A 24,646-nucleotide genomic window follows, 5' to 3' on the forward strand; every position below is an offset into this window, starting at 1 on the left:
TTCCTGAGACCGGCGGCCCGTTTGTACCCTCCGCCTCTAGTAGCGGAACCGCGCCCCGACCAGCCATTGCGAGCCGGTATGGGTGTATTCGCGCGTCAGGTCCATGTCACCTGTATCGCCTGTGCCATAGATCCGTTCGACCTCGTCGGTGATATTGATGCCTTCGAAGGTCAGGGTCAGGTGTTCGTTGATGTCGTAATAGGAGGCAAAGTCGACATGGGTCGGACCGTATTTGCGCTCCTGGACATGCCCGTTGCCACCGGGTTCGCTCAGCAGATAGTCGTCGCGCTTGTTGACCGATATCCGGGCGCCATAGGACTTGGCGTCGTAATAGACCGTCACATTGTACGAGTTCGGCGACAGGCCCGTCGAATCCTCGGCCGATACATGGGTGTAGTTCGACGCGATGCCCAGGTTGGCGAACGGACCGGGCAGGAAGGTGAAGGGCTGGTTATAGGTCAGCTCGAAGCCCTTGACGCTGTTGCCGTCGTCGTTGTTTACCGGAATCGTGAAGGTGTAGGGCACCTTCGCCGGGTCGGCATTGTACGACACGTCATATTGCGGATCAGCATAGATGGCGGCCCAGAACGACGGGTCGATCATCTTGGTGACCACGTCCGTCTTCAGCGACCGGACGATGTCCTTGTTGAACACGCCCAGCGACAGCAGGCCTTCCTTGCCGAAATACCATTCGACGGCGAAGTCGAGGTCGTTGGATTCGTAAGGCTTCAGGGCCGGGTTGCCGACATTGCCGACGGTCCGCGTTGTATAGCCGAAAACCGGTCCGGCGATATTCAGCGTGCTCAGGCCGGGCCGCGTCATGCTGCGGCCGTATGAGGCCCGCAGCACGACATCGCTGCGCACGTCCAGGGCCAGATTGATCGACGGCAGATAGTTCTGGTACGACACCTTGTCTTTCACCGCCGTGCCCGCGATCAGGGCTTCGGATGTGACGTTCGTCTTGACGTAACGCAGGCCGGTATTGGTCCGCAGCCGCATGTCGCCGATTGAATATTCAGCATTCATTTCGACATAGCCGCCCATGGTCTGCTCGCCCACCTTCCAGCCGGCGCCGGCGTTGCCGGTATAGCCGGGTGCGATAATTCCGGCCTTCGCAATGGCGTCGAAATCGGCGACACGGAACGGCAGCAGTGTTGCGTCATCCAGTCCATCGCCGAAATTGGAAATCGGGAAGGCCCGGGTGTAGGACGAAGGGTCGAAGCTTGGGCTGGCGCCATAGCCTTCCGAATACTGGACGGTGCGATTGTTGTAGTTCAGCCCCGCCTGGATCGAGAACGATTCGGTCCTGTAGTTGGCGTCGAACTTCGACGAGAAGTTCTCCTTGGTGACGTTGTTGATCCGGTTGGCCGCGGTCAGCGCATTGACGTAGTTGCTGGCCTTGTTCGGATCGTAGCCGCCGAAGCTGACCTCCGGCACATACGGGTTGTTCCTGTAGTCGTAGGCATAGAAGTGCGGGACCGAACGGTAATAGAACCGCAGTTCGGTCCGGTCCGCGTCGTCCGTCGCCGTGCCGGCCATCGCGTCCAGGCTCAGCTGATCCGAAATCCTGAACTTGCCCGACAGTACGACCTGGTTGAACGACGACTTGGATTTCTGGTGGCGGCTTTCATACCATGACGTCACGTCGTTGAAGCTGGCCGCGATCAGCTGTTTGCCGTCGGGACCAACCGTAAACGACACCGGCGTCTGGCCGGTAAAATTGCCCGCCGTGCCGTGGGTCAGCAGCCATTCCATCGAGTTATAGCTGAACCGGTCATTGGTCAGGTCGGAATGCAGCGCGTCCAGCGTGATCAGCACGTCTTCGTTTGGCTTGTACTGCAAAGACCCTGTCAGTCCGGCGCGCTTCTGGTCATTGCCGAAGAAATCGGCGCGGGGCAAACGTGGCGCCCACAGGCAATCCAGTGGATCGGCGGCGCCACAGGCGGTCGACGGCGTACCCGTCACCGTCGGATTGCTGTCGGCCCAGCTGTCGCCATTAGCGTGCGGAGATGTCCAGCGGACGCTGGAATAGCCTTCCTGGTAGACCGTCCGATTGGACACGGCGGCCGAAAACAGGACGCCCAGCTTGCCGTCGGCGAACTTCTTGCTGACCAGGAAGGCGACCCGCGGATCGTTCTTGCCGGTCAGCGAATTATAGGCATCCTGGGCCGACGCCGACAGCGTGAAGTCGTCGCGGAAATCGAACGGCCGGGCCGAATACAGGTCGACCGTACCGGCTATGCCGCCTTCCTCGGTCGAGGCCTTTTGCGTCTTTTCGATATCGACGCGGTTGAACAGTTCCGACGCGAACAGGTGAAAATCGAAGGCGCGTCCGGCGTTCAGGGTGACGCCTCCGGTATCCAGCCCGTCGCTGCTCGCCGGAACCTCCATGCCGTTCAACGTGGTGCGCGTAAAATCGGGTCCAAAGCCACGCAGCGTGATGTTGCGGCCTTCCCCACCTTCGCGCGACATGGCCACGCCCGGCACGCGCTGGATGGATTCCGCCAGGTTCAGGTCGGGCATCTTGCCGATGTCTTCGGCAACGATACTTTCGACCGAATTGGCCGCCTTGCGCTTGATATCGCGCGCCTTGTTCAGCGAATTACGAATGCCCTTCACGACGACGGTGACGGGTTCGCTGGGCGGAGCGGCTGCGGCCGGTGCGACATCGGCCTGCGGTGATGCCGGATCGGCCATGACCAGGCTGGCCGTCCGGGCAACACCGCCCGCCATGGGGTAGCTGGTGCTCGAAGCCTGCGGATTGGGTGTGGCCAGCGCCAGGATGATGACGCCGTTGGGTTGGGTAACCGGTGTCAAATTTGTGCCGGCCAACAGGCGATTGAGGCCTTCGCGGACCGGCATGGTGCCGCGTACCGCCGAGGTGGTCTGGCCCTTGGCCAGGCGCTCAGGCACCAGAAGCTGAATATCGGCCTGTTCGGCAAACTGCGGAATGCCTTGCTGGGCCGATTGAGCCGGAATGTTGAACGACTTGTCTTGGGTCAAGGCCTGGGCCTGGACGGGGAAGGCTGATACCATCAGCAGGGTGGTTCCTGCCAGCAGCAAGGGGCCATTGAACATGCGCATGCGCGAGTTCGTCATCGGTTTCCTCCTGTGTTATGTGGCGCCTTGTGGCGCCTTATGTGAGGACACAACGACCCTCTATTAGAACGATGTGCAGGCCTATGGGTTCCGTATCGCCAGCGTCACTTTTTTTTCATATCTATGTAGATTGCCTTGTCGGTACGGGTAATTTCCGCCCCGAAGGCCTGGCCGACCGCGCCTGAAAATCCGTCGGGATCGTCCGTGCTGAAACGGCCCAGCAGCCGCTCGCCGCCCAATGCCGGATCGCGAATGATGATCTTCAGCCGGTTATAGCGGTTATATTCGTCGGCGACCTGGGCGATGCTCTTGCCGTCCAACACGATTTGGCCCTCGCGCCAGGCCAGGGCGCTGTCGATCGCTTCAGGGGCATGATCGACGCTGACCTGCCGTTTCGGTCCGATAAAGGTGCGGTCGCCGGCATTCAGCCACACCGCCGGCTGATCGCTCCCGTCCAGCCACGCCTTGACTGTACCCTCGGTGACCAGCACCTCGGCACCGCCATCACGACGATTGACCGAAAACGCCGTCCCCACGGCCTGAACCCGCGCAATACCCGCCGTCACGATAAACGGTCGCTGCTTGTTTTTGGCGACCTTGAACCATACCTCGCCCCGGACCAGGTCGATCTTGCGCTGGTGGTCCGTCATGTCGATCTTGATGCGGCTCTCGGTATTGATCGCTGCGATCGATCCGTCGCTCATCGGCAAGCGGCGGATTTCGCCCATCCGGGTGGTGGCTTCGTCCCAATGCAGGCTGATGGCGGCCGCACCCAGTCCGGCCGCGAGAACCCCTCCGCCGACGCCCGTCCCGATCAGCATACGGCGGCGCGTTACGTCTTCGCGCCGGACATCCCTTTCACGCCGATCATCCCTGGCCTGCCATGCCGTGACCGGACCCAGCGCCCTGGCGCGTGACAGGCTATCCCACGTTGCCTGGGCGCGCAAAAGCGCCCCGCGCCGCCGCGGATCGCCGGCCAGCCATTCGCGCAGCCTCTGTTCGTCTTCGGGCGCCAGGGGGCGATCCTTGACAGCCCAGACGCTGGCCGCGACCTCGATCTCTTCGCTAGTTTCGACGGGTGTCGGCGTCACGACTTGACTCCTTGTGCGGTTGAACGTGGCGGTCCTCGGTGGCGATGGCCCGCATGATCAGCCTCAGTCCCTTGGCGGACTCGTTCTCAACAATGGTTTCACTTACGCCCATGGCCCGGGCGATTTCTTTTTGGGGCAGTCCCTGGATCTTGCGCATTTCAAAAATCTTGCGACAGCGCGCCGGCAGGGTTTCGATCAGCCGGCGCACCCGCGCCAGTTCCGACCGTGCCGCCGTCACCTGTTCGGGCGATGGCGCATCGCTTTCGATGTCCAGCCGGTCGATCTCGTCGACGCTTTCGATCCGCACGATGCGGGCGCGGCGCAGTCGCATCAGGGCGATGTTCTTGGCGACGGTAAAGAAATACGCGCGCGGCGACTGGATATGGTCGACACTGACCAGTTCCGCCATGCGGCAATAGGCCCCCTGGATGATATCCTCGATGTCTTCATTGCCCATACGCGTCCGCTTAAGCCAGGCGCGCACGTCGGCTTCGTGGGGCAGGATCTGTGATCCCACCCACTGTATGACGTGGCGTGGCGCCGAATCCATAAATGCCCTCCTGCTATTAAGATGCCTGGGATTGGGCTTTCCGTAAAATAAGTTCAGGAATATTATTTCGATGAGGGGCGGGGAATATTTCTGAGCGTGTGGCGCCCCTGGGTGGGGCGATCCCGGACGAGCAAACCGGAGCTACTAACTTCAGTTCGGGGGATCTGGTGAAGCTGGATTCTTGCTTACCTTACAGGCGACAAATAAGATGTATGTTGGCTGCTGACGACCAAAATGGGGGCTGATTATGTCGATAATTGAATTTCTGTCTCGCTTATTTGGATATCGTCCCGCGATGCCACCAGCCCGTCAACCAGACCCTGTGCTGTTATCAACGCAAGACCTGCCGTTACTATCTATCGATCCGGTCACTTTAGCAGCGATAAAACGTACCGTGCGCACCGGACACTGCGGTTGCGTAGGCCGTCGAACGAAGCATGGAAAAGCCGGTATGCCTGATTTCCATAGCCAATATCAGGATGTGGACGTTGCTGGATGGAGGGAAATTTTACGCTGCGTGGAAGTCGGTATTGCCTCGAAATCCGAGGTTTTCGAGCCATCGGCTATGATGGCACCTTCGGATTGGGCTAATGTTATCACTTTGCCGGATACAATCAGGGAGTTGACGCAGGTTAGGGAATTACGACTTTACGGCAGCCATTTGAGACGGGTCCCGCCCGAGATCGGCTACATGTCGAATCTCGAAAACCTGGATATCTACACGTCCTATTCACTGCACTGGTTGCCCTATGAAGTGACACGGTGTCAAAATTTGCGTTCAACCCGAATGAGCACTCGAGCGATGTATGGAAACCGAAATACTCGCATGCCGTTTCCAAGGCTTCACGCGCCGCAACCGTCCTTGACCCCGCAGACATGTAGCGTGTGCGATCAGCCGTTCGGAGCGCATCAACCACATCTGTTTTGGACGACCTTGTGGGTGGGTACAGATTTGACGCCGCTGCTGATCCATAGCTGCTCAGTAGAATGCACAGACCGGGTCCCAAATGCGGCTGAGGGCTATAGGCCGAGGCCGCATAAGGGCGGTGGCGCGGAGATCATCCCGTCGCGGTATTGAAGCTTGGCGGTGTCAAACCTGGAACGCGCCCTTCGAAAGCGAGAAAAAAGTGTCAGAGTCACTTTAGTTAGCATTAAGCCGCCTGTCTGAACCAGTACGTCCTAACGCACCCGCGTCTGGTCCGTCACCCAGTTGACTTCCCACGTCTTGCCGCCGTCAGCGGAAAAGGCCTGCTCGAAATGCGGCCGTTCGGTGCCGACCAGCGTCCAGGCAAAGCGGATGATGGTGGGGCGGCCGTCCAGGGTGTCATTGCTGTAGAACTCGCCATGGCCGTCGCTGAAATGCCCGACCTGAGGTGCGGGGTCCATGGTGCCATTCTTCTCATTGGCCCAATAGATGCTCCACTCGTGCGACTGTGGATTATAGAGGCGGACGGCAACGCCATGGATGTGGATATTCTGTGCCGCGCTGTCGACCTTGAACTCTTCGACCTCGGCGTGACCGTCCCATATCTGCTGGCAAACCACCGTGCCGTCGAATTCGATCCATTCGTTTGAACCGCTCAACGGGTGAAGGAGCTTTTTCAGGTGGATGTTCCACGAACCGACCAGGCCGTCAAAATCGTGCTGGCCGTCCGGGGTCACTTGCGCCTGGGCCGGTGTGGCCAGAGCCAGGATCGCGCCGAATAGCATGCCTGCTGTTTTCATTTGCACCTCGCTAAGCGCCCCGCCCGGCGCTTCGCGCCACCCTCCCCGTAAACGGGGTGGGCGAAGACTAGACAGGCATTGGCTCAAAATGTACGCCTGCGCTTCATCGCTGGCCTTGTAAAAAATTCGCCGCCGGGCCGCACTTTATCTCTCCTATTCCCAATCGCCAGAATATCTCCCTTTCAAATCTACACCAATTCACTATGGTTTTAATCCCGACCCCTATGGGACCTATGCCATGCCGATTTCGCGCCCTCAGTTGCCGCCCGTCAAACAGCCGTCCACCCCGCAAAGCGTGTGGTATGCCCGCTGCCCGACCTTGACTGCCCTGGGCCTGATCGCCAACCGCGGTGTGCTGCAACGCGAATTCCTGCGTGAGAATGTCTATATCGTCTCGGTGCGTGAAAACTCGACGGCGGCCGTGCGCCAGGGTCATCTCGACCACACCCTGCCCAACCTGTTCCGCGAAGCCGACGCCGCCACCGCCCTGTGGTCGCACGGCCTGCATGGCCAGTCGCGCCTGCTGGCTTTGGGCCAGACCTTCCACTGTGTCGCGGTCGTCACGCGTCCTTCCCAGCCGATCGAACGCCTGCGTGACCTGTCCGGCCGCCGTCTGTCGATCCCCAAGGAGGCCGGCGCCTTTTCCCCGGCCCAGGTGCGATCCCTGCGTGCCTGGGAATCGATCCTCAGCCTGGCCGGTGTCCCGCAACGCGATATCGAATGGGCGCCGGTCATCGCCGATCATCCGTCGGTGCCGTTCGGCGACATCGCCCGCCGCGAAGTCGAGGCCCTGCTGGCCGGCCAGACCGACGTCGCCCTGTTATACGGCGCCAAGGGCATCGAACTGGCGCGCAATGCCCATCTCAAGATCGTCCACCGCTTCAGTGCGACCGAGATCCGCGACCATCCGCGCCTGTCGGGCCTGGTCGAACAACGCGCTGTCACGGTCGACGGCACCCTGCTCGATGCCCGCGACGACCTGGTTGCCCGCGTCCTGGCCAATCTGCTCGACGCCGCCAATTGGGCGCGCGACTTCCCGAAGGAGGCGCTGCGCCAGGTGGCGCTCGAAGGCAAGGTCGAACCGTCCGATGCCGAAACGGCCTATGACGGCCTGATCGCCGACGGCGCCCGGCTCGATCTCGACGCGGCGAAGATTGCCAATCTCGACAGTCTGGCGTCATGGCTCAAAGGCCGCCACCTGCTGCCCGAGACCTATGACGCCGGTGTCTTCCTCCGTCCGGAAGTCCTGGCCAAGGCGCGCCAGACGTCACCCGAGAACGCGTAAAAAAACGCCTCAAAATGACCTAATTCTGTGCTAGAAGCGGCCCATGAATCCGGTTTTTCGCGACCTGAAAACCTCCATTTTCGAGATCATGTCCGGCGAGGCACGTCGCCTGGGCGCGGTCAATCTCGGCCAGGGTTTTCCCGAATCCGACGGCTTCCCCGACGTCCGCCAGGCGGCCGCCGACGCGCTGATGCACCAATCCAACCAATATGCCCCGATGCGCGGTCTGGCCACCCTGCGCGCCGCCGTGTCGCGATTCTACCAGACCTATCAAGACATCGAGCTTGATCCCGACAAGCAGGTCCTGATCACGTCTGGCGCCACCGAAGCCATCTGCGCCGCCATACTGGCCCTGATTTCGCCGGGCGACGAGGTCATCGTCTTCGAGCCGATGTACGACGCCTATGTCCCGCTGATCCGCAGCGCCGGCGGGGTTCCCCGCATTGTGCAGCTGTCGCCGCCGCATTGGCGCCTGACCCAGGCTGATCTGCACGACGCCTTCAATGCCCGCACCAAGCTGGTCCTGCTGACCACGCCGAACAATCCGACGACCCACGCCCTGTCGCGCGCCGAACTGCTGTTGATCGAGCACTATGCCCAGAAGTTCGACGCCTTCGTCGTTGCCGACGAGGTTTGGGAACAGCTGGTGTTCGAGGACTCGCACCTCAGCGTGCTGCATTTGCCCGGCCTGGCCCAACGCAGTCTGAAGATCGGCTCGGCGGGCAAGATTTTCTCCCTGACCGGCTGGAAGGTCGGCTTTGTCTGTGGGCCCTCCGAACTGGTCGACCAGGTCGCTCGCGCGCATCAGTTTATCACCTTTTCGACCCCGCCGGCTCTGCAGCACGGTGTTGCCTATGGCCTCGACCTGCCACGCCAACGTTTCGAGCAGGCGCTTGACGCGTTTCGGACGTCGCGTGATGTTTTGAGCAAGAGCCTGACCGATCACGGCTTCGTCGTGCTGCCGGCCCAGGGCACCTACTTCATCAATATCGATCTTGAAGCCTCGGGCATCACCACGCCGGGCCTCGATTTCGCCTTCCATCTGCTCAACCATCACGGCCTGGCGACCATTCCGTTGCAGGCCTTCTGTGAGAGCGGCCCAGACCGGCAGGTCCGCGACCTGCCCGTCCTGCGCCTGTGCTTTGCCAAGTCGCCTGAAAGCCTGCAAAAAGGCATAGACGCCCTGGCACAGGCGCGCGAGGCGCACTTCGCACTTGCAAACTGAACTGAAACGTTTAACCTCCTCCTGACAAAGGATTTGAGGCCATGACGGAACAGCCCGGCGACTGGTTAGATGAAACAGCAAAATTGCTGGCTCTCGACCTGCCCGAGGTCTGCCGCGAGGGTGTCGTCGCCAATCTGGAACTCCTGGCCAGGCACGCCCGTATCCTCGACGATCATCTCTTGGCCGGGGACGAAGCGTGATCGACCGCTATAATGCCTTGACGCGGACCCTGACGCCGAAAGTCCATGAAGGGCCGCTGGCCGGCATGACCTTTGTTGCAAAAGATCTGTTCGATATCCAGGGCTTGCCGACCACGGCCGGGGCGAAGATGCGCCTCGATTCAGCGCCGGCTGCGCATGATGCCGAGGTCATTGCCCGTCTGAAAAAGGCCGGCGCGGCTCTGATTGGCACGGCCAATATGGACGAATATGCCTACGGCTTTGCCACGGTGAATGCGCATTTCGGCACCACCCGCAACCCGCATGACTTGGCACGCCTGGCCGGCGGGTCGTCAGGCGGATCGGCCGCCGCGGTCGCCGCCGGCTTGGCCGATTTCAGCCTGGGTTCCGACACCAATGGTTCGATCCGTGTTCCGGCCAGTTTGTGCGGTGTCTATGGCCTGCGCCCCGCCATGGACGACCTGCCGATGGACGGCGTCTTCCCGTTCGTCCATGCCCTGGATACGGTCGGTCCGTTTGCCCGTTCGATCCGCGATCTCAAGCGCGTCTATGAGGTCATGGCCGGCCGCACTGTAAAGTCCGAATCGGCTGGACGCATCGCCGTGCTGGACGGCTTTTTCACCCGCAATGCCGGCGCCGAGGCCCGCGAAGCTGTCGCGACCGTCGGCGCTCATCTCAATGCCGAAATCCTCAACCTGCCCCAGGCTGAGGCCGCGCGTTCGGCCGCCTTCCTGATCACTGCGGCGCAAGGTGGCGCCCTGCATCTCGACACGTTGAAAAACCGCGCCATGGACTATGACCCGGCCGTGCGCGACCGCCTGATTGCAGGCGCCATGCTGCCGTCGGCCATCTATCAAAGGGCGCTGGATTTTGGCGCGGTGTGGCGTGATATCGTCGCCGAAGCGCTGGCAAGATTCGATGTCCTGATCTGTGCGGCAACGCCGGTTTCAGCCCCTCGCATCGATGAAGGCACCATCGTCTTCAATGGTGAAACGGTCTCGGCCCGCGCCAATCTCGGCATACTCGCCCAGCCGCTCAGCCTGGCCGGCATCCCGGTTATCGCTGCCCCGCTGAAGACCGACAAGTTGCCCATCGGCCTCCAATTCGCCACAGCGCCCGGCCGCGAGGGCTTGCTGTTCGAGCTGTTGGCTAAGCTGGAGGCAGATGGGATTGTCGGCTTTACCGCGCCGGTCGAGGTGCTCGCCTGATGCTCAATACGCCGTCTTCGTACCGCGGCATGGTGACCGCGCCGCATTATCTGGCCAGCCAGGCCGGGCTCGATATCCTGAAGGCCGGTGGCACCGCCATGGAGGCCGCCATCGCTGTAGCCGCGACCCTGGCCGTCGTCTATCCGCATATGAATTCGATCGGCGGTGACAGTTTCTGGCTGATCCGCGAAGGCGACAAGGTGCGCGCTATCCATGGCTGCGGCGGGGCGGCGGCCACGGCCGATCTTAGTTTGTACAAAGGTTATGACGCCATTCCCTGGCGTGGTCCGCTGGCGGCCAATACGGTCGCCGGGACGATTTCCGCGTGGCAGGCTGTGCTGGAAGACAGCGAAATGCCGCTGACGCAACTGCTCGAATCCGCCATCCACTATGCCGAACACGGTGTTGCGGTGACGAAAGGAGGGGCGGATATCGCCGCCGCCAAGGACGCCGAACTGTGCGAGCAATATGGCTATGGCACGGTCTATCGGGCGGGCGGCAAGCCCCTGCAAACGGGTGACCGCCTTACGCAACCGGCCCTGGCGCGCACCCTGCGCCGCCTGGCCGCCGAAGGGCTGGACAGCTTTTACGACGGCAGCCTGGCGCGTGATATCGCCGCCGATTTGGCCGCCGCGGGATCACCGGTCTCGGCCGCTGACCTGGGCGTCCATCGGGTCAGCCGCACCACGCCCCTGACCACACGTCTCCGCGATGTGCGGCTGTACAACACCGCCCCGCCGACGCAAGGCCTGGCCTCGCTGTTGATCCTGGCGCTGTTCGACAGGCTTAATGTTCCGTCTACGGACGATCTTGTCCTTATCCACAATCTGGTCGAGGCGACCAAACAGGCTTTTATCCTGCGCGACCGTCATATCGGCGATCCGGATTTCCTGTCGGTCGAGGCACAGGCCTTGCTGGATGATACGGCCCATCTCGACCAATTGGCCGCCCGGATTGGCGAAGAGGCCTTGCCGTGGCCACATGTGCCGGCCGATGGCGATACGGTGTGGTTCAGCGTCATCGACGGCGAGGGGCGGGCGGTCAGCGCCATCCAGAGCACCTATTTCGAGTTTGGCTCGGGCCTGGTCCTGCCGCAGACCGGCATCATCTGGCAGAATCGTGGCGCCAGCTTTACCTTGACCGACAAGGGACCGCGCGCCCTGGAACCCGGCCGCAAGCCGTTCCACACCCTCAATCCGGCCATGGCTATGTTCGATGATGGCCGGGTCATGGCCTATGGCACCATGGGCGGCGAGGGCCAGCCTCAGACCCAGGCCGCTATCTTCAGCCGCTATCGGATGGGTGTGCCGCTACAGCAGGCGATTACCGCGCCGCGCTGGCTGCTGGGCAAGACGTGGGGTGAGGCCAGCGTCAATCTCAAACTGGAAAATCGTTTCGACCGCGGGCTGGGTATTGCCTTGACTCTCAGTGGTCACAATGTCGAAAGAGTCGATTCCTTCACCTCGATGATGGGCCACGCCGGCGCCCTTGTCCGCCATCCCGACGGTCGCCTTGAAGGCGCAACTGACCCCAGATCCGACGGGAGTGTGGCGGCATGGTAAGTTCTGGTGCCCGTGCGATGGAGCGCTGCGACGCGCTCGGTGGCGGCGTCTTCAGCGACAGCCCGGACTTTCTGTATCGGCCCTACCTCGGCCGCGGTCATATCGCTGCCCTGGATCAAGTTGCCGCCTGGATGCAAGAAGCCGGCATGACGACGCGGATCGATGCCGCCGGTAATCTGGTTGGCCGCTATGGCGAGGCGCCTAAGTCCCTGCTGATCGCCTCTCATATCGACTCGGTACGCGATGGCGGGCGTTATGACGGACCCTTGGGCGTCATGTTGGGCATCGAGGCCGTGGCCGCACTGGGCGGACGGAAACTTCCCTTTGCCATCGAAATCTATGCCTTCGGCGATGAGGAGGGCTCGCGTTTTCCATCGGCCATGCTGACCTCGCGCGCCGTCGCCGGTCGGCTGGATGCTGCTGATCTGGAGGTGTCTGACCGCGACGGAACGACCCTGTCCGAAGCCCTGAAAACCATCGATCGCGACGCGGCAACCTTTCTGGATGCCCGTCGCGATCCCAAGGATTTCGTCGCCTATATCGAAGCCCATATCGAACAGGGGCCCGTGCTCGAAGCGGAGAAACTGGCGCTCGGCACCGTCACCGCGATCGCCGCTCAACTGCGTTTCGAGGTCACAGTCCGTGGCGTCGCCGGACATGCCGGCACCAATTCGATGGCGCTGCGCAAGGACGCCCTGACGGCGGCCGCCGAAATGATCCTGGCCATCGAGCGCATCGCTCGCGCCGGCCCGGATGACTTGGTATCCACCGTCGGCCGGATGACGGTCGGTCCGGGCGCACCCAATGTCGTGCCCGGCCATGTTGTCTTCACCATCGATGTCAGGGCCGGCACGGAACCTGTCCGCGACAAGGCCGCCGCAGAAATCCGCCAGGCGATCAGCGATATTGCCTTTGGTCGGGGTATCGCCATCGAGATAAAACAGATCCACGACCTGCCGGCCAGCCCGTGTAATCCGCATCTGATGGATCTGCTGGACCAGGCGGTGATTGCGACCGGCCAACCGGCACGGCGACTGGTGTCTGGCGCCGGCCACGACGCCATGGTGTTCGCCAAAATCGTCCCGGCCGTCATGTTGTTCATCCGTTGTAAGGACGGCATCAGCCACAATCCGCTGGAAAGCGTGACGGCGGCCGACTGCGAAGCGGCTCTGGCGGCGCTGTTGTCCTTTATCGACCTGCTGGAAGCCGACTATGATTGATGTGTTTGGCGAAATCGATCCGCCGCAAAGGCTGCTGATGGGGCCCGGACCGGTCAACGCCCATCCCCGCGTGTTGCGCGCCATGTCGGCCGATCTGCTGGGCCAGTTCGATCCTGAAATGACCGGCCTGATGAACGAAACCATGGCGCTGTATCGCGGTGTGTTCGAGACGCAGAACCGCTGGACCTTCCTGATCGACGGCACAGCCCGCGCCGGTATCGAAGCCGCCCTGGTGTCGCTGATCGAGCCCGGCGCCCGGGTGCTGATCGTGCGTTCGGGGCGGTTCGGCCTGTTGCTGACTGAAATCTGTGAACGTCTGGGTGCGGATTATGAAACCCTCGATGCCGAATGGGGTCAGGTGGTGCCGTTTGAACGCATTGCCGAAGCCGGCCGCCGTTATCGCCCGCACGTCATTGCCGCTATCCATGGCGACACCTCGACCACCATGGCCCAGCCGCTGGACGGCCTGGGCGATCTGTGCCGCGAGATCGACGCGCTGTCCTATGTCGACGCAACGGCGACTCTGGGCGGCATGTCGGTGGCGACCGATGCCTGGGGGGCCGATATCGTCACCGCCGGCCTGCAAAAATGCATGGGCGGGCCGTCGGGCTCGGCGCCGATCACCATTTCCGATCGCGCCGCCGCTTTCATCTTTTCACGCCGCCATACTGAAGCCGGTATCCGCAACCTGGACGCCACAGACGGCAACCGGGCGCGCATCGGCTCGAACTATTTCGACCTCGCCATGATCATGGACTACTGGTCGGACAAACGGCTGAACCACCATACCGAAGCGACCACCATGCTGTATGGCGCCCGTGAATGCGCCCGCATCGTGTTGCAGGAAGGCCTGGTGGCGCGGTTTGAACGCCATGCCCTGGCCGGTCGAGCCATGGTCGCCGGTGCCCGCGCTATCGGTTTGACCGTGTTCGGTAATGACGCCTGTCGCATGACCAATGTGACGGGCATCCTTATCCCCGACGGCATCGACGGCGAGGCCGTGCGTCGCCGCATGCGCGAAGATTTCGAAATCGAGATCGGTACGGCGTTCGGGCCATTGCAGGGCAAGATTTGGCGCATCGGCGCCATGGGCTACAATGCCCGCAAGCACAAGGTGCTGATTACACTCGGGGCCTTGGAGGCCTGTCTGCGTGCGGAGGGTTTTCCGGCAAAATCCGGCGTCGACGCGGCATTGGAGGTGTACGGATGAAGACGCTGTCCCATAAACATCCCTGCTCAATTCCGCCTCTTCCCGTCACTTTACGGGGAGAGGGTGGCGCGAAGCGCCGGGTGAGGGGCATTCTACCGAAGGCACAATCTCTCAGCCTGCGGAGTTCTTGGCACCTTAAGTTGCCCCTCATCCGGCGCTTCGCGCCACCTTCTCCCCTCACGAGGGAAGAAGTGAAGGTAGACGCCCCTGGCATGGAGAGTCACCCATGACCTATCCCCGCGACATGATCGGCTATGGCGCTACTCCACCCGATCCGCGCTGGCCTAATGGCGCCCGCATCGCCGTCCAGTTCGTCGTCAACTACGAAGAAGGCGGTGAAAACTCTATCCTGCACGGTGATCCTGGCTCCGAAGCCTTCCTGTCCGAAATGGTCGGCGCCCAAAGCCAAACCGGCATGCGCGCCATGGCCATGGAAAGCCTGTACGAATACGGATCGCGGGCCGGCTTCTGGCGCCTGCATCGCCTGTTCACCGAACGCCAGGCTCCCGTCACCGTCTACGGTGTCGCCATGGCCCTGGCCCGTAACCCTCAAGCCGTTGAAGCCATGTTGGCCGCCGAATGGGAGATAGCCAGCCACGGCCTGCGCTGGATCGACTACCAGCATATCCCGGAAGAGATCGAGCGCCACCATATCGCCGAAGCCATCGATCTGCACCGTCAGGTGACGGGCACGCGGCCGCTGGGCTGGTACCAGGGCCGGACCTCGCCCAATACGGCGCGACTGGTCGTCGAAGAGGGCGGCTTTGTCTATGACGCCGATTCCTATGCCGACGACCTGCCCTATTACGATACGCGCTACGGCACGCCGCAGCTGATCGTGCCCTATACGCTGGACGTCAACGATATGAAGTTCGTCGCGGTCAACGGCTTCGACGACGGCGAGACCTTCTTCCGCTATCTGCGCGACACTTTCGATCAGCTGTATCTGGAGGGCGGCCGGATGATGTCGATCGGCCTGCATGGCCGCGTAGCCGGCAAGCCCGCCCGCGCTGCCGCCGTGGCGCGCTTTCTTGACCATGTGCAGAAGCACGACAGGGTGTGGATCGCCAAACGCATCGACATCGCCTGTCACTGGCTGAAGGTTCATCCCTATGCGCGATGACATCATCGCCCAGATCAATGCGCTGTCGGAGGAAGCCTTTGTAAAACGCTTTGGCTTCCTGTTCGAACACAGTCCGTGGATCGTTGAAATGGCGGCGCAATTTCGTCCGTTCGCAAGCATCGACGACATGTTCGTTGCTCTGATTACAATATTCGACGATGCCGCATGTAGCGATCAGTTTACAATTTTACGCGCCCACCCGAAACTGGCCGACAAGGCGGCGATGGCGGAAGGCTTGACGAAGGAGTCGGCGGCAGAACAGGCTTCCGCAGGTCTCGATCAGCTGACGCCTGAGGAGTATGCGCGCTTCCATGAGCTGAACAACGCCTATGAGACACGTTTCGGGTTTCCCTTTATCATTTGCGTTCGCCGGGCCGGTGGCAAGGCCGGCATTCTCAGGGCCATGCAGGAACGCCTCGACAATTCTGACACGTCTGAACTGGCAAACGCACTGATGGAGGTCGGCAAGATCGTCAATCTGCGTCTGCGAGACGAGGTTTCGTCATGAGCCTGGCCGATCTCAATACCCGCGTGAAGCACGACCTGGCCTGCCTGAACTACGGCGGGGCAAGTTGGGTGTCCCCACGTGACAGCGTCTACGACGTGGTCATTGTCGGTGGCGGGCAGTCGGGACTGGGGACGGCTTTCGGCCTGTTGCGTGAGCGCGTCTCCAACATCCTGGTCATCGATGAGAATCCGGCCGGGGGCGAAGGACCGTGGGAAACCTATGCCCGCATGGTCACCCTGCGTACGCCCAAACATATGACCGCCCTGGAATACGGCATGGCGTCCCTGACCTTCCGCGCCTTCTGGGAGGCGCAACATGGAGAGGCGGCCTGGACTGCGGTCGACAAGATTCCGCGCGGCGACTGGATGGCCTATCTGCGCTGGTACCGCGAGGTGCTGGATCTGCCGGTACGCAACGATACGCGCCTGACCCTAATCGAACCGGCGGACGGCCTGTACAAACTCCATACCACGGGCGGCGAGATTCTGGCGCGCAAGGTCGTGCTGGCCACCGGCATCCAGGGCGGTGGGGAATGGCATGTCCCGCCCCTGGTCGCCGATGCCCTGCCGACGCATCTCTACGCCCATACCTCGCAGGACATCGACTTCGACCGCCTGCGCGGCAAACGCATCGCGGTTCTCGGTGGCGGCGCCTCGGCCTTTGACAATGCCCACCATGCCCTGGTCGAGGGCGTGTCTGAGGCCCACGTCTTTGTCCGCCGCAAGAACCTGCCGACGGTCAATCCGATCCGCCATATGGAAGCGGCCGGTCTGATCGCGCGCTTTCCGGCGTTGGACGACGGCGATAAATACGCCGTCATGGCATCGTTTTTCGCGCGCAACCAGCCGCCGACCAATGACACCTTTGCCCGCGCTGCCGCCCAGCCAGGATTTCAGCTTCATCTCGGTGCGCCGTGGCTGGCGGTGGAACAGGACGGCGACGGTGCAGTAATCACCACACCGCAAGGGCGGCACAGTTTCGACTTCCTGATCGTCTCGACCGGCCTGGTCACCGACCCGGGCCTGCGTCCGGAACTGCGCCTGGTCGCCGATGGCATCCAACGCTGGGGCGATGTCTATCGCGCGCCTGACGACATTGCCAATCCTCTGATTGACGTCCATCCCTATCTCACACCGGGCTTTGCCCTGACCGGGCGCACGCCGGATGACGCCGATACGGTGCGTGGCATCTATGCCTTCAACTACTCGGCCCTGATCAGTTGCGGCCTGTCGGCCTCGGCCCTGTCGGGGCTGAAATACGCCCTGCCCAAGCTGACCGCAGGCATTGCCGACGACCTGTTTCGCGACGACCGCGCGGCCTTGCTCGATGCCTATTATGCCTATGACGAGCCGGAATTCACGAGCGAATGGACGCAAGAATGAGCCTGTCCACACATGTGCTCGACACCATGCATGGCCGCCCGGCGTCGGGTGTGCGGATACGCCTCTATTCCGGCGCCTTAGGCATCTTCGACGGTGTAACGGACGAAGATGGTCGCTGTCCGTCGCTGAAGGATCTGGTGCTGCATAAGGGCGCCTACCGTCTCGAATTCGCGGTTGCCGCCTATTTCCGCGGTAAAGGTGTGGCCCTGGCTGATCCTCCGTTTCTCGACGTCGTGAACATAGATTTCGGCATGGCAGAGGGTCATTACCACGTGCCGCTGCTCGTCTCGCCCTTCGCCTATTCGACCTATCGGGGCAGCTGATGGACGACCTGGCGCTAAAATCGGCCAAACGGGTGACCTTGAAGGAGGTGGCGAAGGCCGCCGACGTCTCCCTGGCCAGCGCCTCCTATGCCATCAACGGCACCGGCTCCCTGGGCGACGTCGTCCGCGCCCATATCCTGAAGGTGGCGGAAGGTCTGGGCTACCGCCGCAACCTCAGCGCCCGGGCGGTGCGGACCGGCAAGACCGGCGCCATCGGCCTGGTCGTGCCCGACTTCACCAACCCCTTCTTCACCCACCTGGCCCAGTCGGTGATGCGGGCGGCGCGTCTGGCCGGCTATTGCGTCTTTGTGACGGACACGGAGGAATCGGAAAACCTCGAACGCGAAGCCTTCAAGCGGATGATCGACCGCGGTGTCGATGGCATCGTCTGGTTTCCCATCCGCGACGTCAATACGGTCGAGGCCCAGACTCGGTTGGTGCCAACCGTGCTGATCGACCGCAGCATTCGGGGGTTGGAGTCGGTCCAGGCCGATTATGTCCGTGGCGGGCAACTGGCGGCCGAACATCTGATCGGGCTTGGCCATCGCAAGATCGGTGTGGTCGCCGGGCCGCTGGATATCACCAGCCAGAAGCAACGCATCGCCGGCGCATCCGCCACCATCAAGACCCAGGCTAATCTTGTTTTCAGCGTCAGCAATGCCTTTTCGATGGACCTCGACCCGCAGGTCACCAAGGCGATTGCCGGCGGCAAGGCGACGGCCGTGTTTGCCGGTACCGACCTGATCGCGCTGGGGGTTATCCGCTATGCTTTGTCGCTGGGTTTGCGCGTGCCGGAGGATCTGTCCGTGATCGGATTCGGCGACATGCCGTGGGCCCAGATGACGGCCGTTCCCCTGACAACGATCGAAATGCCGATCGACGACATGGCCCAGGAGGCGGTCGATACGCTTATGCGCCATATCGATGGGCGCGAGGGTAGCGCGCCGCCCGCCTTTGCCACCCATCTGATCCGTCGCGCTTCGACGGCGTCACCGCGCATGGTGAAGATCGCATGAGACCGATCCGTTTTCTGCTCGATGACCAGGTGGTCGAGATCGACGAAATCGATCCGACGACGACCGTGCTCGACTGGCTGCGCTATACCGCCGGCCGTACCGGTACCAAGGAGGGCTGTGCCGAGGGCGATTGCGGCGCCTGCACGGTCGTGGTCGGCGAGCTGGACAGCGAGTATACTCCAAACGCGGCAGCGTTTGGCGAGGGCGACCGCCCGCCCGAGCCGTTGCGAGGAGCCCGCGCGGCGCCTGAGCGCATAAAATGGCGGGCGGTGAATGCCTGTATCCTGTTTATGCCGATGCTGGACGGCAAGGTGTTGAAGACTGTTGAAAGTCTCGGCGGTGATCATCCGGTGCAGGCGGCGATGGTCGACTGCCACAGTTCGCAATGCGGCTTTTGCACGCCGGGTATCGTTATGTCGCTGTATGGCCGCAGCATCGGTGCTACCGGAACCTGCGGCGTTGCACCCAAGGACGTGCTGGCCGGCAATCTGTGCCGCTGCACGGGCTACGGCCCGATCCTCGCCGCGGCCGAAGCCAATCCTCCGGTCGAAACCGATGACAGCGCGATCGTAGCATGGTTAGGCGAACTGGGCGGTGAGCCTCTGGACTTAAGCGTAGATGGCAGACGCTGGACGACACCGCAAACCGCTGATCAACTCGCTCAAATCCTGGTCGAACGCCCCGATGCCCGCATCATTGCCGGTGCCACCGATGTCGGCCTGTGGGTCACCAAGCAACATCGCCAGCTGGATGATATCGTCTATATCGGCGACATCGCTGAACTCGCTCAGATCACCGAGACAGACGAAGGCCTGACCCTTGGTGCCGCCGTCCGTTACAGCGATGCTCACGATGCCTTGGGCGATCTGAATAAGGACCTCGGCGAACTGGTCCGGCGGATCGGCGCGGTCCAGGTGCGCAATTCCGGCACGATCGGTGGCAATATCGCCAATGGTTCGCCGATCGGGGATATGCCGCCGGCCCTGATCGCCCTGGGCGCCACCTTGACCCTGCGCCGTGGTTCCGATCGTCGTGTTATCCCGCTCGAAGACTATTTCATCGCCTATGGCCAGCAGGACCGGCAACCTGGCGAATTCGTTGAGAGTCTATATGTTCCGTATACAGATAATTTCGTTCGCATTGTCAAGCAGTCCAAGCGCTTCGACAGTGATATCTCCGTTGTCTGCGCGGCGTTCAACCTGACGATAGAGGATGATGTCATCGTGTCTGCCCGAATTGCCTTTGGTGGGATGGCCGGAACACCGAAGCGCGCCTTGGCCGTCGAGGCCGCCCTGACCAGCCAGCCGTTCGACGATCCTGCCTTCGAAGCGGCGGCGCGGGCTGTGGCTGTCGATTTCCAGCCGCTGAGCGATGTTCGTGGGTCGGCAGACTATCGCCTGACGGTCGCCGCTAATCTGGTCCGCGACATGTGGCGCCGCCCGCGTGCCGTGCTCGATGTCCGCCCGATCGAGGTCGAGCATGAGTGATCTTTGCAATAACCAGGAGCGAGTAGAAGGGTTCGTGCAACGCGGTGACGGCACGTCTTCGGCTGTGGAATTTTTGGCCACGAAAAGCACGAAAAAACGAAAAGCACGAACGGGAGTTACGGTTAGACTCGCGCGAAGCGCCTTAATACCAGCATGTCGCCATCCTGATCGATTGCCCTTCGGGCGCTTCATGATCAACACACTCTCGTTCGTGCTTTTCGTTTTTTCGTGCTTTTCGTGGCCAAAAATTCCACAGCCGAAGACGTGCCGTCACTACGATGCGCGAACGGCCTCATGTGACTGGCAGGTGAATCATGCCTAACGCCGTCCACCAATCCCTGCCGCACGACAGCGCCTGGCGACATGTGTCGGGGACGGCGCTGTACACGGATGATGCGCCGGAACCGCGCAACCTCCTGCACCTGGCGTTCGGTCAAAGCCCGCACGCCCACGCGCGAATCCTGTCGATAGACCTGGACGCCGTACGTGCCGCGCCGGGCGTGGTGGCGGTCTATACGGCGGCCGATATCCCGGGCGACAACAATGTCGCGCCGGTCTTCGGCGACGACCGGCTGCTGGCCGCGGACGAGGTGGTATTCGTTGGTCAGCCAGTGTTTCTGGTCGCCGCCACCTCGGTCAAGGCGGCACGCGTGGCTGCAAAATTGGGAAAGATCGATTACGAGGTCCTGCCGGCCATACTGACCATTGCCGAAGCCAAGGCGGCCAATTCCATTCTTGAACTGGCCCAGATGATGCGGCGCGGCGATGCCGTTGCAAGTTTGGCGGAAGCACAAAACCGCCTGTCCGGCTCAGTCGAGATGGGCGGCCAGGACCATTTCTATCTCGAAGGCCAGATCGCCATCGCAACGCCCGGCGAGGGCGGGACGATGCATATCCTGAGCTCGACCCAGCACCCCAGCGAGATCCAGCACCTGGTCGCCCATATGCTGAAGCGGATGAGCGCCGATATCACGGTCGAGATCCGGCGCATGGGGGGCGGCTTCGGCGGCAAGGAGACCCAGGCCGCCCTGTTTGCCGCCGCCGCCGCCCTGGTTGCCGACAAGACCGGTCGTCCTGCCAAGTTCCGCGCCGATCGCGACGACGACATGGTAATGACCGGCAAGCGCCATGACTTTACGGCGGATTACGATGTCGGCTTCGATGATGAGGGACGGATCACCGCCCTGCGGCTGGAGCTGGCGTCGCGTTGCGGCTGTTCGGCCGACCTCTCCCTGGCGATTAACGACCGGGCCATGTTCCACGCCGACAACTGCTATTTCCTGCCCGCCGTCGAGATCGTCTCCCACCGCTACAAGACCCATACTGTGTCTAATACGGCCTTTCGCGGCTTTGGCGGACCGCAGGGCATGCTGGCCATCGAGCGCGTAATGGATGCGGTGGCGCATCATCTGGGGCTGGATCCGCTCGACGTTCGCCGCCTCAATCTGTACGGACCGGGCCGTGACGTCACACCCTACGACATGAAGGTCGAGGACTTCATTGCCAACCAGTTGATCGACGAACTGGCGCAAACTTCCAACTATGCGGCGCGCCGGACCGCGATCGAGGCCTTCAATGCCGGCAATCCGTATCTCAAGCGCGGCATTGCCCTGACGCCGGTCAAGTTCGGCATCAGCTTCACCACCACCCACCTCAACCAGGCCGGCGCGCTGATCCATCTGTATGCGGACGGATCGGTCCACCTCAATCACGGCGGCACCGAGATGGGGCAGGGGCTGAACACCAAGATCGCCCAGATCGTCGCTGACGTCTTCGGCGTGGCGCTCGACGTGGTGCGGATTACCGCCACGCGGACGGACAAGGTGCCCAATACTTCGGCGACGGCGGCGTCTTCGGGCACCGATCTCAACGGCATGGCGGCGTGGAACGCGGCCCAGACCCTGCGTGGGCGGCTGGCCGGGTTTCTTGCCGGCAAGCACGGCGGCCGTGCCGAGGACGTGATGTTTCGCGACGGCAAGGTCACGCTGGGTGAAGTGACGCTCGATTTCGGCCAGGTCTGCCGCATGGCGCATCTCGGACGGATTTCGCTGTCCTCGACCGGCTACTACGCGACGCCGAAAATCCACTACGATCGCGCATCTCACAAGGGCCGGCCCTTCCTCTATTTCGCCTATGGCGCCGCAGTATCGGAGGTGGTGATCGATACCCTGACCGGCGAAAGCCGCGTGCTGCGCGCCGATATCCTCCACGACGCTGGCCGCTCGATCAATCCGGCCATCGATCTCGGCCAGGTAGAAGGCGCCTATGTCCAGGGCCTGGGCTGGCTGATCACCGAGGAACTGGTGTTTGACGCCAAGGGAAAGCTGCTGACCCACGCGCCGTCGACCTACAAGATTCCCTGCGCCTCCGACCGCCCCGAGGTCATGAATATCGCCCTGTGGCAGGCCGGTGAGAACCGCGAGCCGACCATCCACCGCTCCAAGGCCGTGGGTGAGCCGCCCTTTATGCTGGCCCTGTCGATCCTGAGCGCATTGGGCCACGCCATAGGTAACGTTCAGCTCGATGCGCCGGCAACGCCCGAGCGGATCCTGGCCGCCCTGGTGAAAAGCTCATGACGGAATGGGCCGGACATGCGCGCCGTGTGCTGGACCAGGGCCAGGCCTGTGCCTTGATCAGCCTGCTGGCCGTCGAAGGCTCGGCGCCGCGCGAAGCCGGAACGCGCATGGTGGTGACGGCAGATGCTTGCCTGGGGACGATCGGCGGCGGCCATCTCGAATTTCTGGCCGTCAAACAGGCCCGCGCCGCGCTCGATCATCCGCCGGGGGCATGGCGAATCCAGGACTATCCGTTGGGGCCTCTGTTGGGCCAGTGCTGCGGCGGTCGCGTGCGGGTGATGGTCGAGCGGCTGGACCCTGACCATAGTGACTGGTTACGCGAGGTCGAGATTCGTCCGGCCTTCGCTTTGGAAACGCGGCTGTATGACGGCCATGTCGAGCGCCATCTGGTGTCAGAGATGCCGGCAGCCCTCGCCGCGAAAGGACCGCAACCGATGGCCGGCGATCGACTGATCGAGGCCGTCGGTGCGCCTGTGACGCAGTTGACTCTGTTCGGCGCCGGTCACGTCGGCCAGGCGATTGCGCGGCTAATGTCGGGACTGCCGTTCGATCTGCACTGGTACGATGAAAGACCGGAATATTCGCCCCAAACCACGCCGCAAAACCTGTCCGACATCGCGCAAAACGCAAGCGGTCTGGTCCTGATCATGACCCATGATCACGCCCTGGACTACCGGTTGACGGCCGCGGCCTTGTCTGGCGAAGCGAGTTTTATCGGCCTGATCGGCTCGGCCACCAAGCGCGTCCGCTTTCTCAACCGCCTGCGCAAGGACGGTTTCGATGACGATGTCCTGCAACGCCTGACCTGCCCGATCGGCATCGCCGGAATTTCTGGAAAAGCGCCGGAAATCATTGCCGTATCGGTCGTGGCGCAGCTTCTATTGCAGCGGGCAGATGGTGGCGCGGACGGCAGCGCATAGGGACGTCTGGACGGCCGTGAAGTCGGCCTGGGCTTTGGCCTGGCGTTCGGTATCGCTCATGAAAGCCTTGGCGTCCGGCCAATAGCGTTCGTAGCTATAGGGATGGACCCAGGCGGCGATATAGGGCGCGGCCTTTTGGACATTTTCGATATTGCGGAAGGTGTCGTCGACGAAAAAGACGTCGCTGTACAGCCCACCCTTCAGGCTGCGCAACAACAGGTTCAGCATGACGCCCTTGTCCTGGCCAGTCACCATCATCACGCCGTCGGATACCGTGATATTGGCGTAGGGTTTGTCGGGCAGCCTCAAGCCGATCATCCGGGCGGCATGGCGGATCTGCCCGTCGCCCAGGGCGCCGCGGCGCGTGCACAGCGGCGGTCCGCATTCCGGCGCGTTGTGCAGATCGATGCCGGAAGCACGAAGCGCCGCTTCGGTCGGACCGCGCACATCGGAGCTGCGGGCGCTTAAGGCATAGACCGGGATATGCGCTGCCTGCAGCCGGGTAATCAGGGCCGGCGCGTCGGGCTGGGTTGGTACCATGCGCGAGGTTTGCAGGAACAGGCTGTTGTTGCGGATCAGTTCGGCAAAGGCTGCATCGCCCTCAGGCGTGCCGGGCGTTTCCAGCGATTTTTGCCAGTTGAACCAGGCGTCGCCGCCCAGGTCCTGAGGCATGGTCAGAAGCGTGTTGTCGATATCGAAGACCACAATGACATTGCGACCCTGCGCCCTGGCCTTGATCGCTGCCTGGACCGGGTCGGTCAGGTCGGTGACGGAGATATAGGCCGGCACAGGATGGCGATGGATACGCGGCTTTTTGGCGTCGGCAGGTACGGCTGCCAGCGCCGCGATCAGGCCAAGACAAAGGGCAAGGAATTTGTGGATCGGCATGGTTTGTCCGTACACGGCGGATCAGATTAGCAGACGGGCGGCAAAAATGAAGTATTTTGTGAAACGTTT

20 protein-coding genes are annotated in these 24,646 nt (G+C 62.2%); 15 read left to right on the forward strand and 5 right to left on the reverse strand.

From position 1 onward, the window contains the following. Window positions 1–36: 36 nt before the first annotated feature. The 4 genes from AC1DXO_RS00320 to AC1DXO_RS00335 form a co-directional block, all read right to left on the reverse strand. The gene (locus AC1DXO_RS00320) at window positions 37–3,099 is read right to left on the reverse strand and encodes a TonB-dependent receptor (RefSeq protein WP_476976080.1); all 3,063 of its coding nucleotides are present in this window, start codon (window positions 3,097–3,099) and stop codon (window positions 37–39) included. 104 nt (window positions 3,100–3,203) lie between these two features. Continuing rightward, window positions 3,204–4,190: a FecR family protein gene (locus AC1DXO_RS00325; protein ID WP_476976081.1), complete on the reverse strand. Its 987-nt coding sequence runs from the start codon at window positions 4,188–4,190 to the stop codon at window positions 3,204–3,206. Beyond that, the gene (locus tag AC1DXO_RS00330) at window positions 4,165–4,740 is read right to left on the reverse strand and encodes an RNA polymerase sigma factor (RefSeq protein WP_476976082.1); all 576 of its coding nucleotides are present in this window, start codon (window positions 4,738–4,740) and stop codon (window positions 4,165–4,167) included. Before AC1DXO_RS00330 ends, AC1DXO_RS00325 begins: the two co-directional genes overlap by 26 nt. A 1,179-nt stretch (window positions 4,741–5,919) precedes the next feature. After that, a complete protein-coding gene (locus AC1DXO_RS00335; protein ID WP_476976083.1) occupies window positions 5,920–6,465 on the reverse strand; it encodes a hypothetical protein in 546 nt (181 codons plus the stop codon). Between the two features lie 238 nt (window positions 6,466–6,703). Here AC1DXO_RS00335 and AC1DXO_RS00340 point away from each other — a divergent pair, with 238 nt between their 5' ends. The 15 genes from AC1DXO_RS00340 (at window position 6,704) to xdhC (ending at window position 23,689) form a co-directional block, all read left to right on the forward strand. Beyond that, window positions 6,704–7,750 carry an ABC transporter substrate-binding protein gene (locus tag AC1DXO_RS00340; protein ID WP_476976084.1) on the forward strand — a complete coding sequence of 349 codons (1,047 nt, stop codon included), beginning with the start codon at window positions 6,704–6,706 and terminating at the stop codon, window positions 7,748–7,750. A 43-nt stretch (window positions 7,751–7,793) separates the two neighbouring features. Next, window positions 7,794–8,975 (forward strand): aminotransferase, encoded by a 1,182-nt coding sequence (locus AC1DXO_RS00345; protein ID WP_476976085.1) that lies wholly within the window; start codon window positions 7,794–7,796, stop codon window positions 8,973–8,975. 41 nt (window positions 8,976–9,016) lie between these two features. Continuing rightward, window positions 9,017–9,175: a DUF4089 domain-containing protein gene (locus tag AC1DXO_RS00350; RefSeq protein ID WP_476976086.1), complete on the forward strand. Its 159-nt coding sequence runs from the start codon at window positions 9,017–9,019 to the stop codon at window positions 9,173–9,175. Then, complete coding sequence (locus AC1DXO_RS00355) at window positions 9,172–10,362, forward strand: AtzE family amidohydrolase (RefSeq protein ID WP_476976087.1); 1,191 nt, start codon at window positions 9,172–9,174, stop codon at window positions 10,360–10,362. The genes AC1DXO_RS00350 and AC1DXO_RS00355 overlap by 4 nt, the downstream gene beginning before the upstream one ends. Beyond that, window positions 10,362–11,924, forward strand: a complete 1,563-nt coding sequence (locus AC1DXO_RS00360; RefSeq protein ID WP_476976088.1) for a gamma-glutamyltransferase family protein — start codon at window positions 10,362–10,364, stop codon at window positions 11,922–11,924. The genes AC1DXO_RS00355 and AC1DXO_RS00360 overlap by 1 nt, the downstream gene beginning before the upstream one ends. Continuing rightward, window positions 11,918–13,144 (forward strand): allantoate amidohydrolase, encoded by a 1,227-nt coding sequence (locus tag AC1DXO_RS00365; protein ID WP_476976089.1) that lies wholly within the window; start codon window positions 11,918–11,920, stop codon window positions 13,142–13,144. The genes AC1DXO_RS00360 and AC1DXO_RS00365 overlap by 7 nt, the downstream gene beginning before the upstream one ends. Next, window positions 13,137–14,354 carry a pyridoxal-phosphate-dependent aminotransferase family protein gene (locus AC1DXO_RS00370; RefSeq protein ID WP_476976090.1) on the forward strand — a complete coding sequence of 406 codons (1,218 nt, stop codon included), beginning with the start codon at window positions 13,137–13,139 and terminating at the stop codon, window positions 14,352–14,354. The genes AC1DXO_RS00365 and AC1DXO_RS00370 overlap by 8 nt, the downstream gene beginning before the upstream one ends. A 226-nt stretch (window positions 14,355–14,580) precedes the next feature. Next, window positions 14,581–15,477 carry an allantoinase PuuE gene (gene puuE, locus AC1DXO_RS00375; RefSeq protein WP_476976091.1) on the forward strand — a complete coding sequence of 299 codons (897 nt, stop codon included), beginning with the start codon at window positions 14,581–14,583 and terminating at the stop codon, window positions 15,475–15,477. Next, the gene (gene uraD, locus AC1DXO_RS00380; protein WP_476976092.1) at window positions 15,467–15,985 is read left to right on the forward strand and encodes a 2-oxo-4-hydroxy-4-carboxy-5-ureidoimidazoline decarboxylase; all 519 of its coding nucleotides are present in this window, start codon (window positions 15,467–15,469) and stop codon (window positions 15,983–15,985) included. The genes puuE and uraD overlap by 11 nt, the downstream gene beginning before the upstream one ends. Beyond that, complete coding sequence (locus tag AC1DXO_RS00385; RefSeq protein WP_476976093.1) at window positions 15,982–17,367, forward strand: NAD(P)-binding domain-containing protein; 1,386 nt, start codon at window positions 15,982–15,984, stop codon at window positions 17,365–17,367. Before uraD ends, AC1DXO_RS00385 begins: the two co-directional genes overlap by 4 nt. Continuing rightward, complete coding sequence (gene uraH, locus AC1DXO_RS00390) at window positions 17,364–17,690, forward strand: hydroxyisourate hydrolase (RefSeq protein WP_476976094.1); 327 nt, start codon at window positions 17,364–17,366, stop codon at window positions 17,688–17,690. The genes AC1DXO_RS00385 and uraH overlap by 4 nt, the downstream gene beginning before the upstream one ends. Further along, a complete protein-coding gene (locus AC1DXO_RS00395; protein ID WP_476976095.1) occupies window positions 17,690–18,706 on the forward strand; it encodes a LacI family DNA-binding transcriptional regulator in 1,017 nt (338 codons plus the stop codon). The genes uraH and AC1DXO_RS00395 overlap by 1 nt, the downstream gene beginning before the upstream one ends. Then, complete coding sequence (gene xdhA / locus AC1DXO_RS00400; RefSeq protein WP_476976096.1) at window positions 18,703–20,193, forward strand: xanthine dehydrogenase small subunit; 1,491 nt, start codon at window positions 18,703–18,705, stop codon at window positions 20,191–20,193. The genes AC1DXO_RS00395 and xdhA overlap by 4 nt, the downstream gene beginning before the upstream one ends. 314 nt (window positions 20,194–20,507) lie before the next feature. Continuing rightward, window positions 20,508–22,769 carry a xanthine dehydrogenase molybdopterin binding subunit gene (gene xdhB / locus AC1DXO_RS00405; RefSeq protein ID WP_476976097.1) on the forward strand — a complete coding sequence of 754 codons (2,262 nt, stop codon included), beginning with the start codon at window positions 20,508–20,510 and terminating at the stop codon, window positions 22,767–22,769. Beyond that, window positions 22,766–23,689: a xanthine dehydrogenase accessory protein XdhC gene (gene xdhC, locus AC1DXO_RS00410; RefSeq protein WP_476976098.1), complete on the forward strand. Its 924-nt coding sequence runs from the start codon at window positions 22,766–22,768 to the stop codon at window positions 23,687–23,689. The genes xdhB and xdhC overlap by 4 nt, the downstream gene beginning before the upstream one ends. Here the strand turns inward: xdhC and AC1DXO_RS00415 are convergent. Next, window positions 23,648–24,577, reverse strand: a complete 930-nt coding sequence (locus AC1DXO_RS00415; protein ID WP_476976099.1) for a DUF2608 domain-containing protein — start codon at window positions 24,575–24,577, stop codon at window positions 23,648–23,650. The two genes, xdhC and AC1DXO_RS00415, sit on opposite strands and share 42 nt — an antisense overlap. Window positions 24,578–24,646 lie beyond the last annotated feature (69 nt).

The sequence above is a fragment of the Asticcacaulis sp. P2_C5 genome, assembly GCF_056404555.1.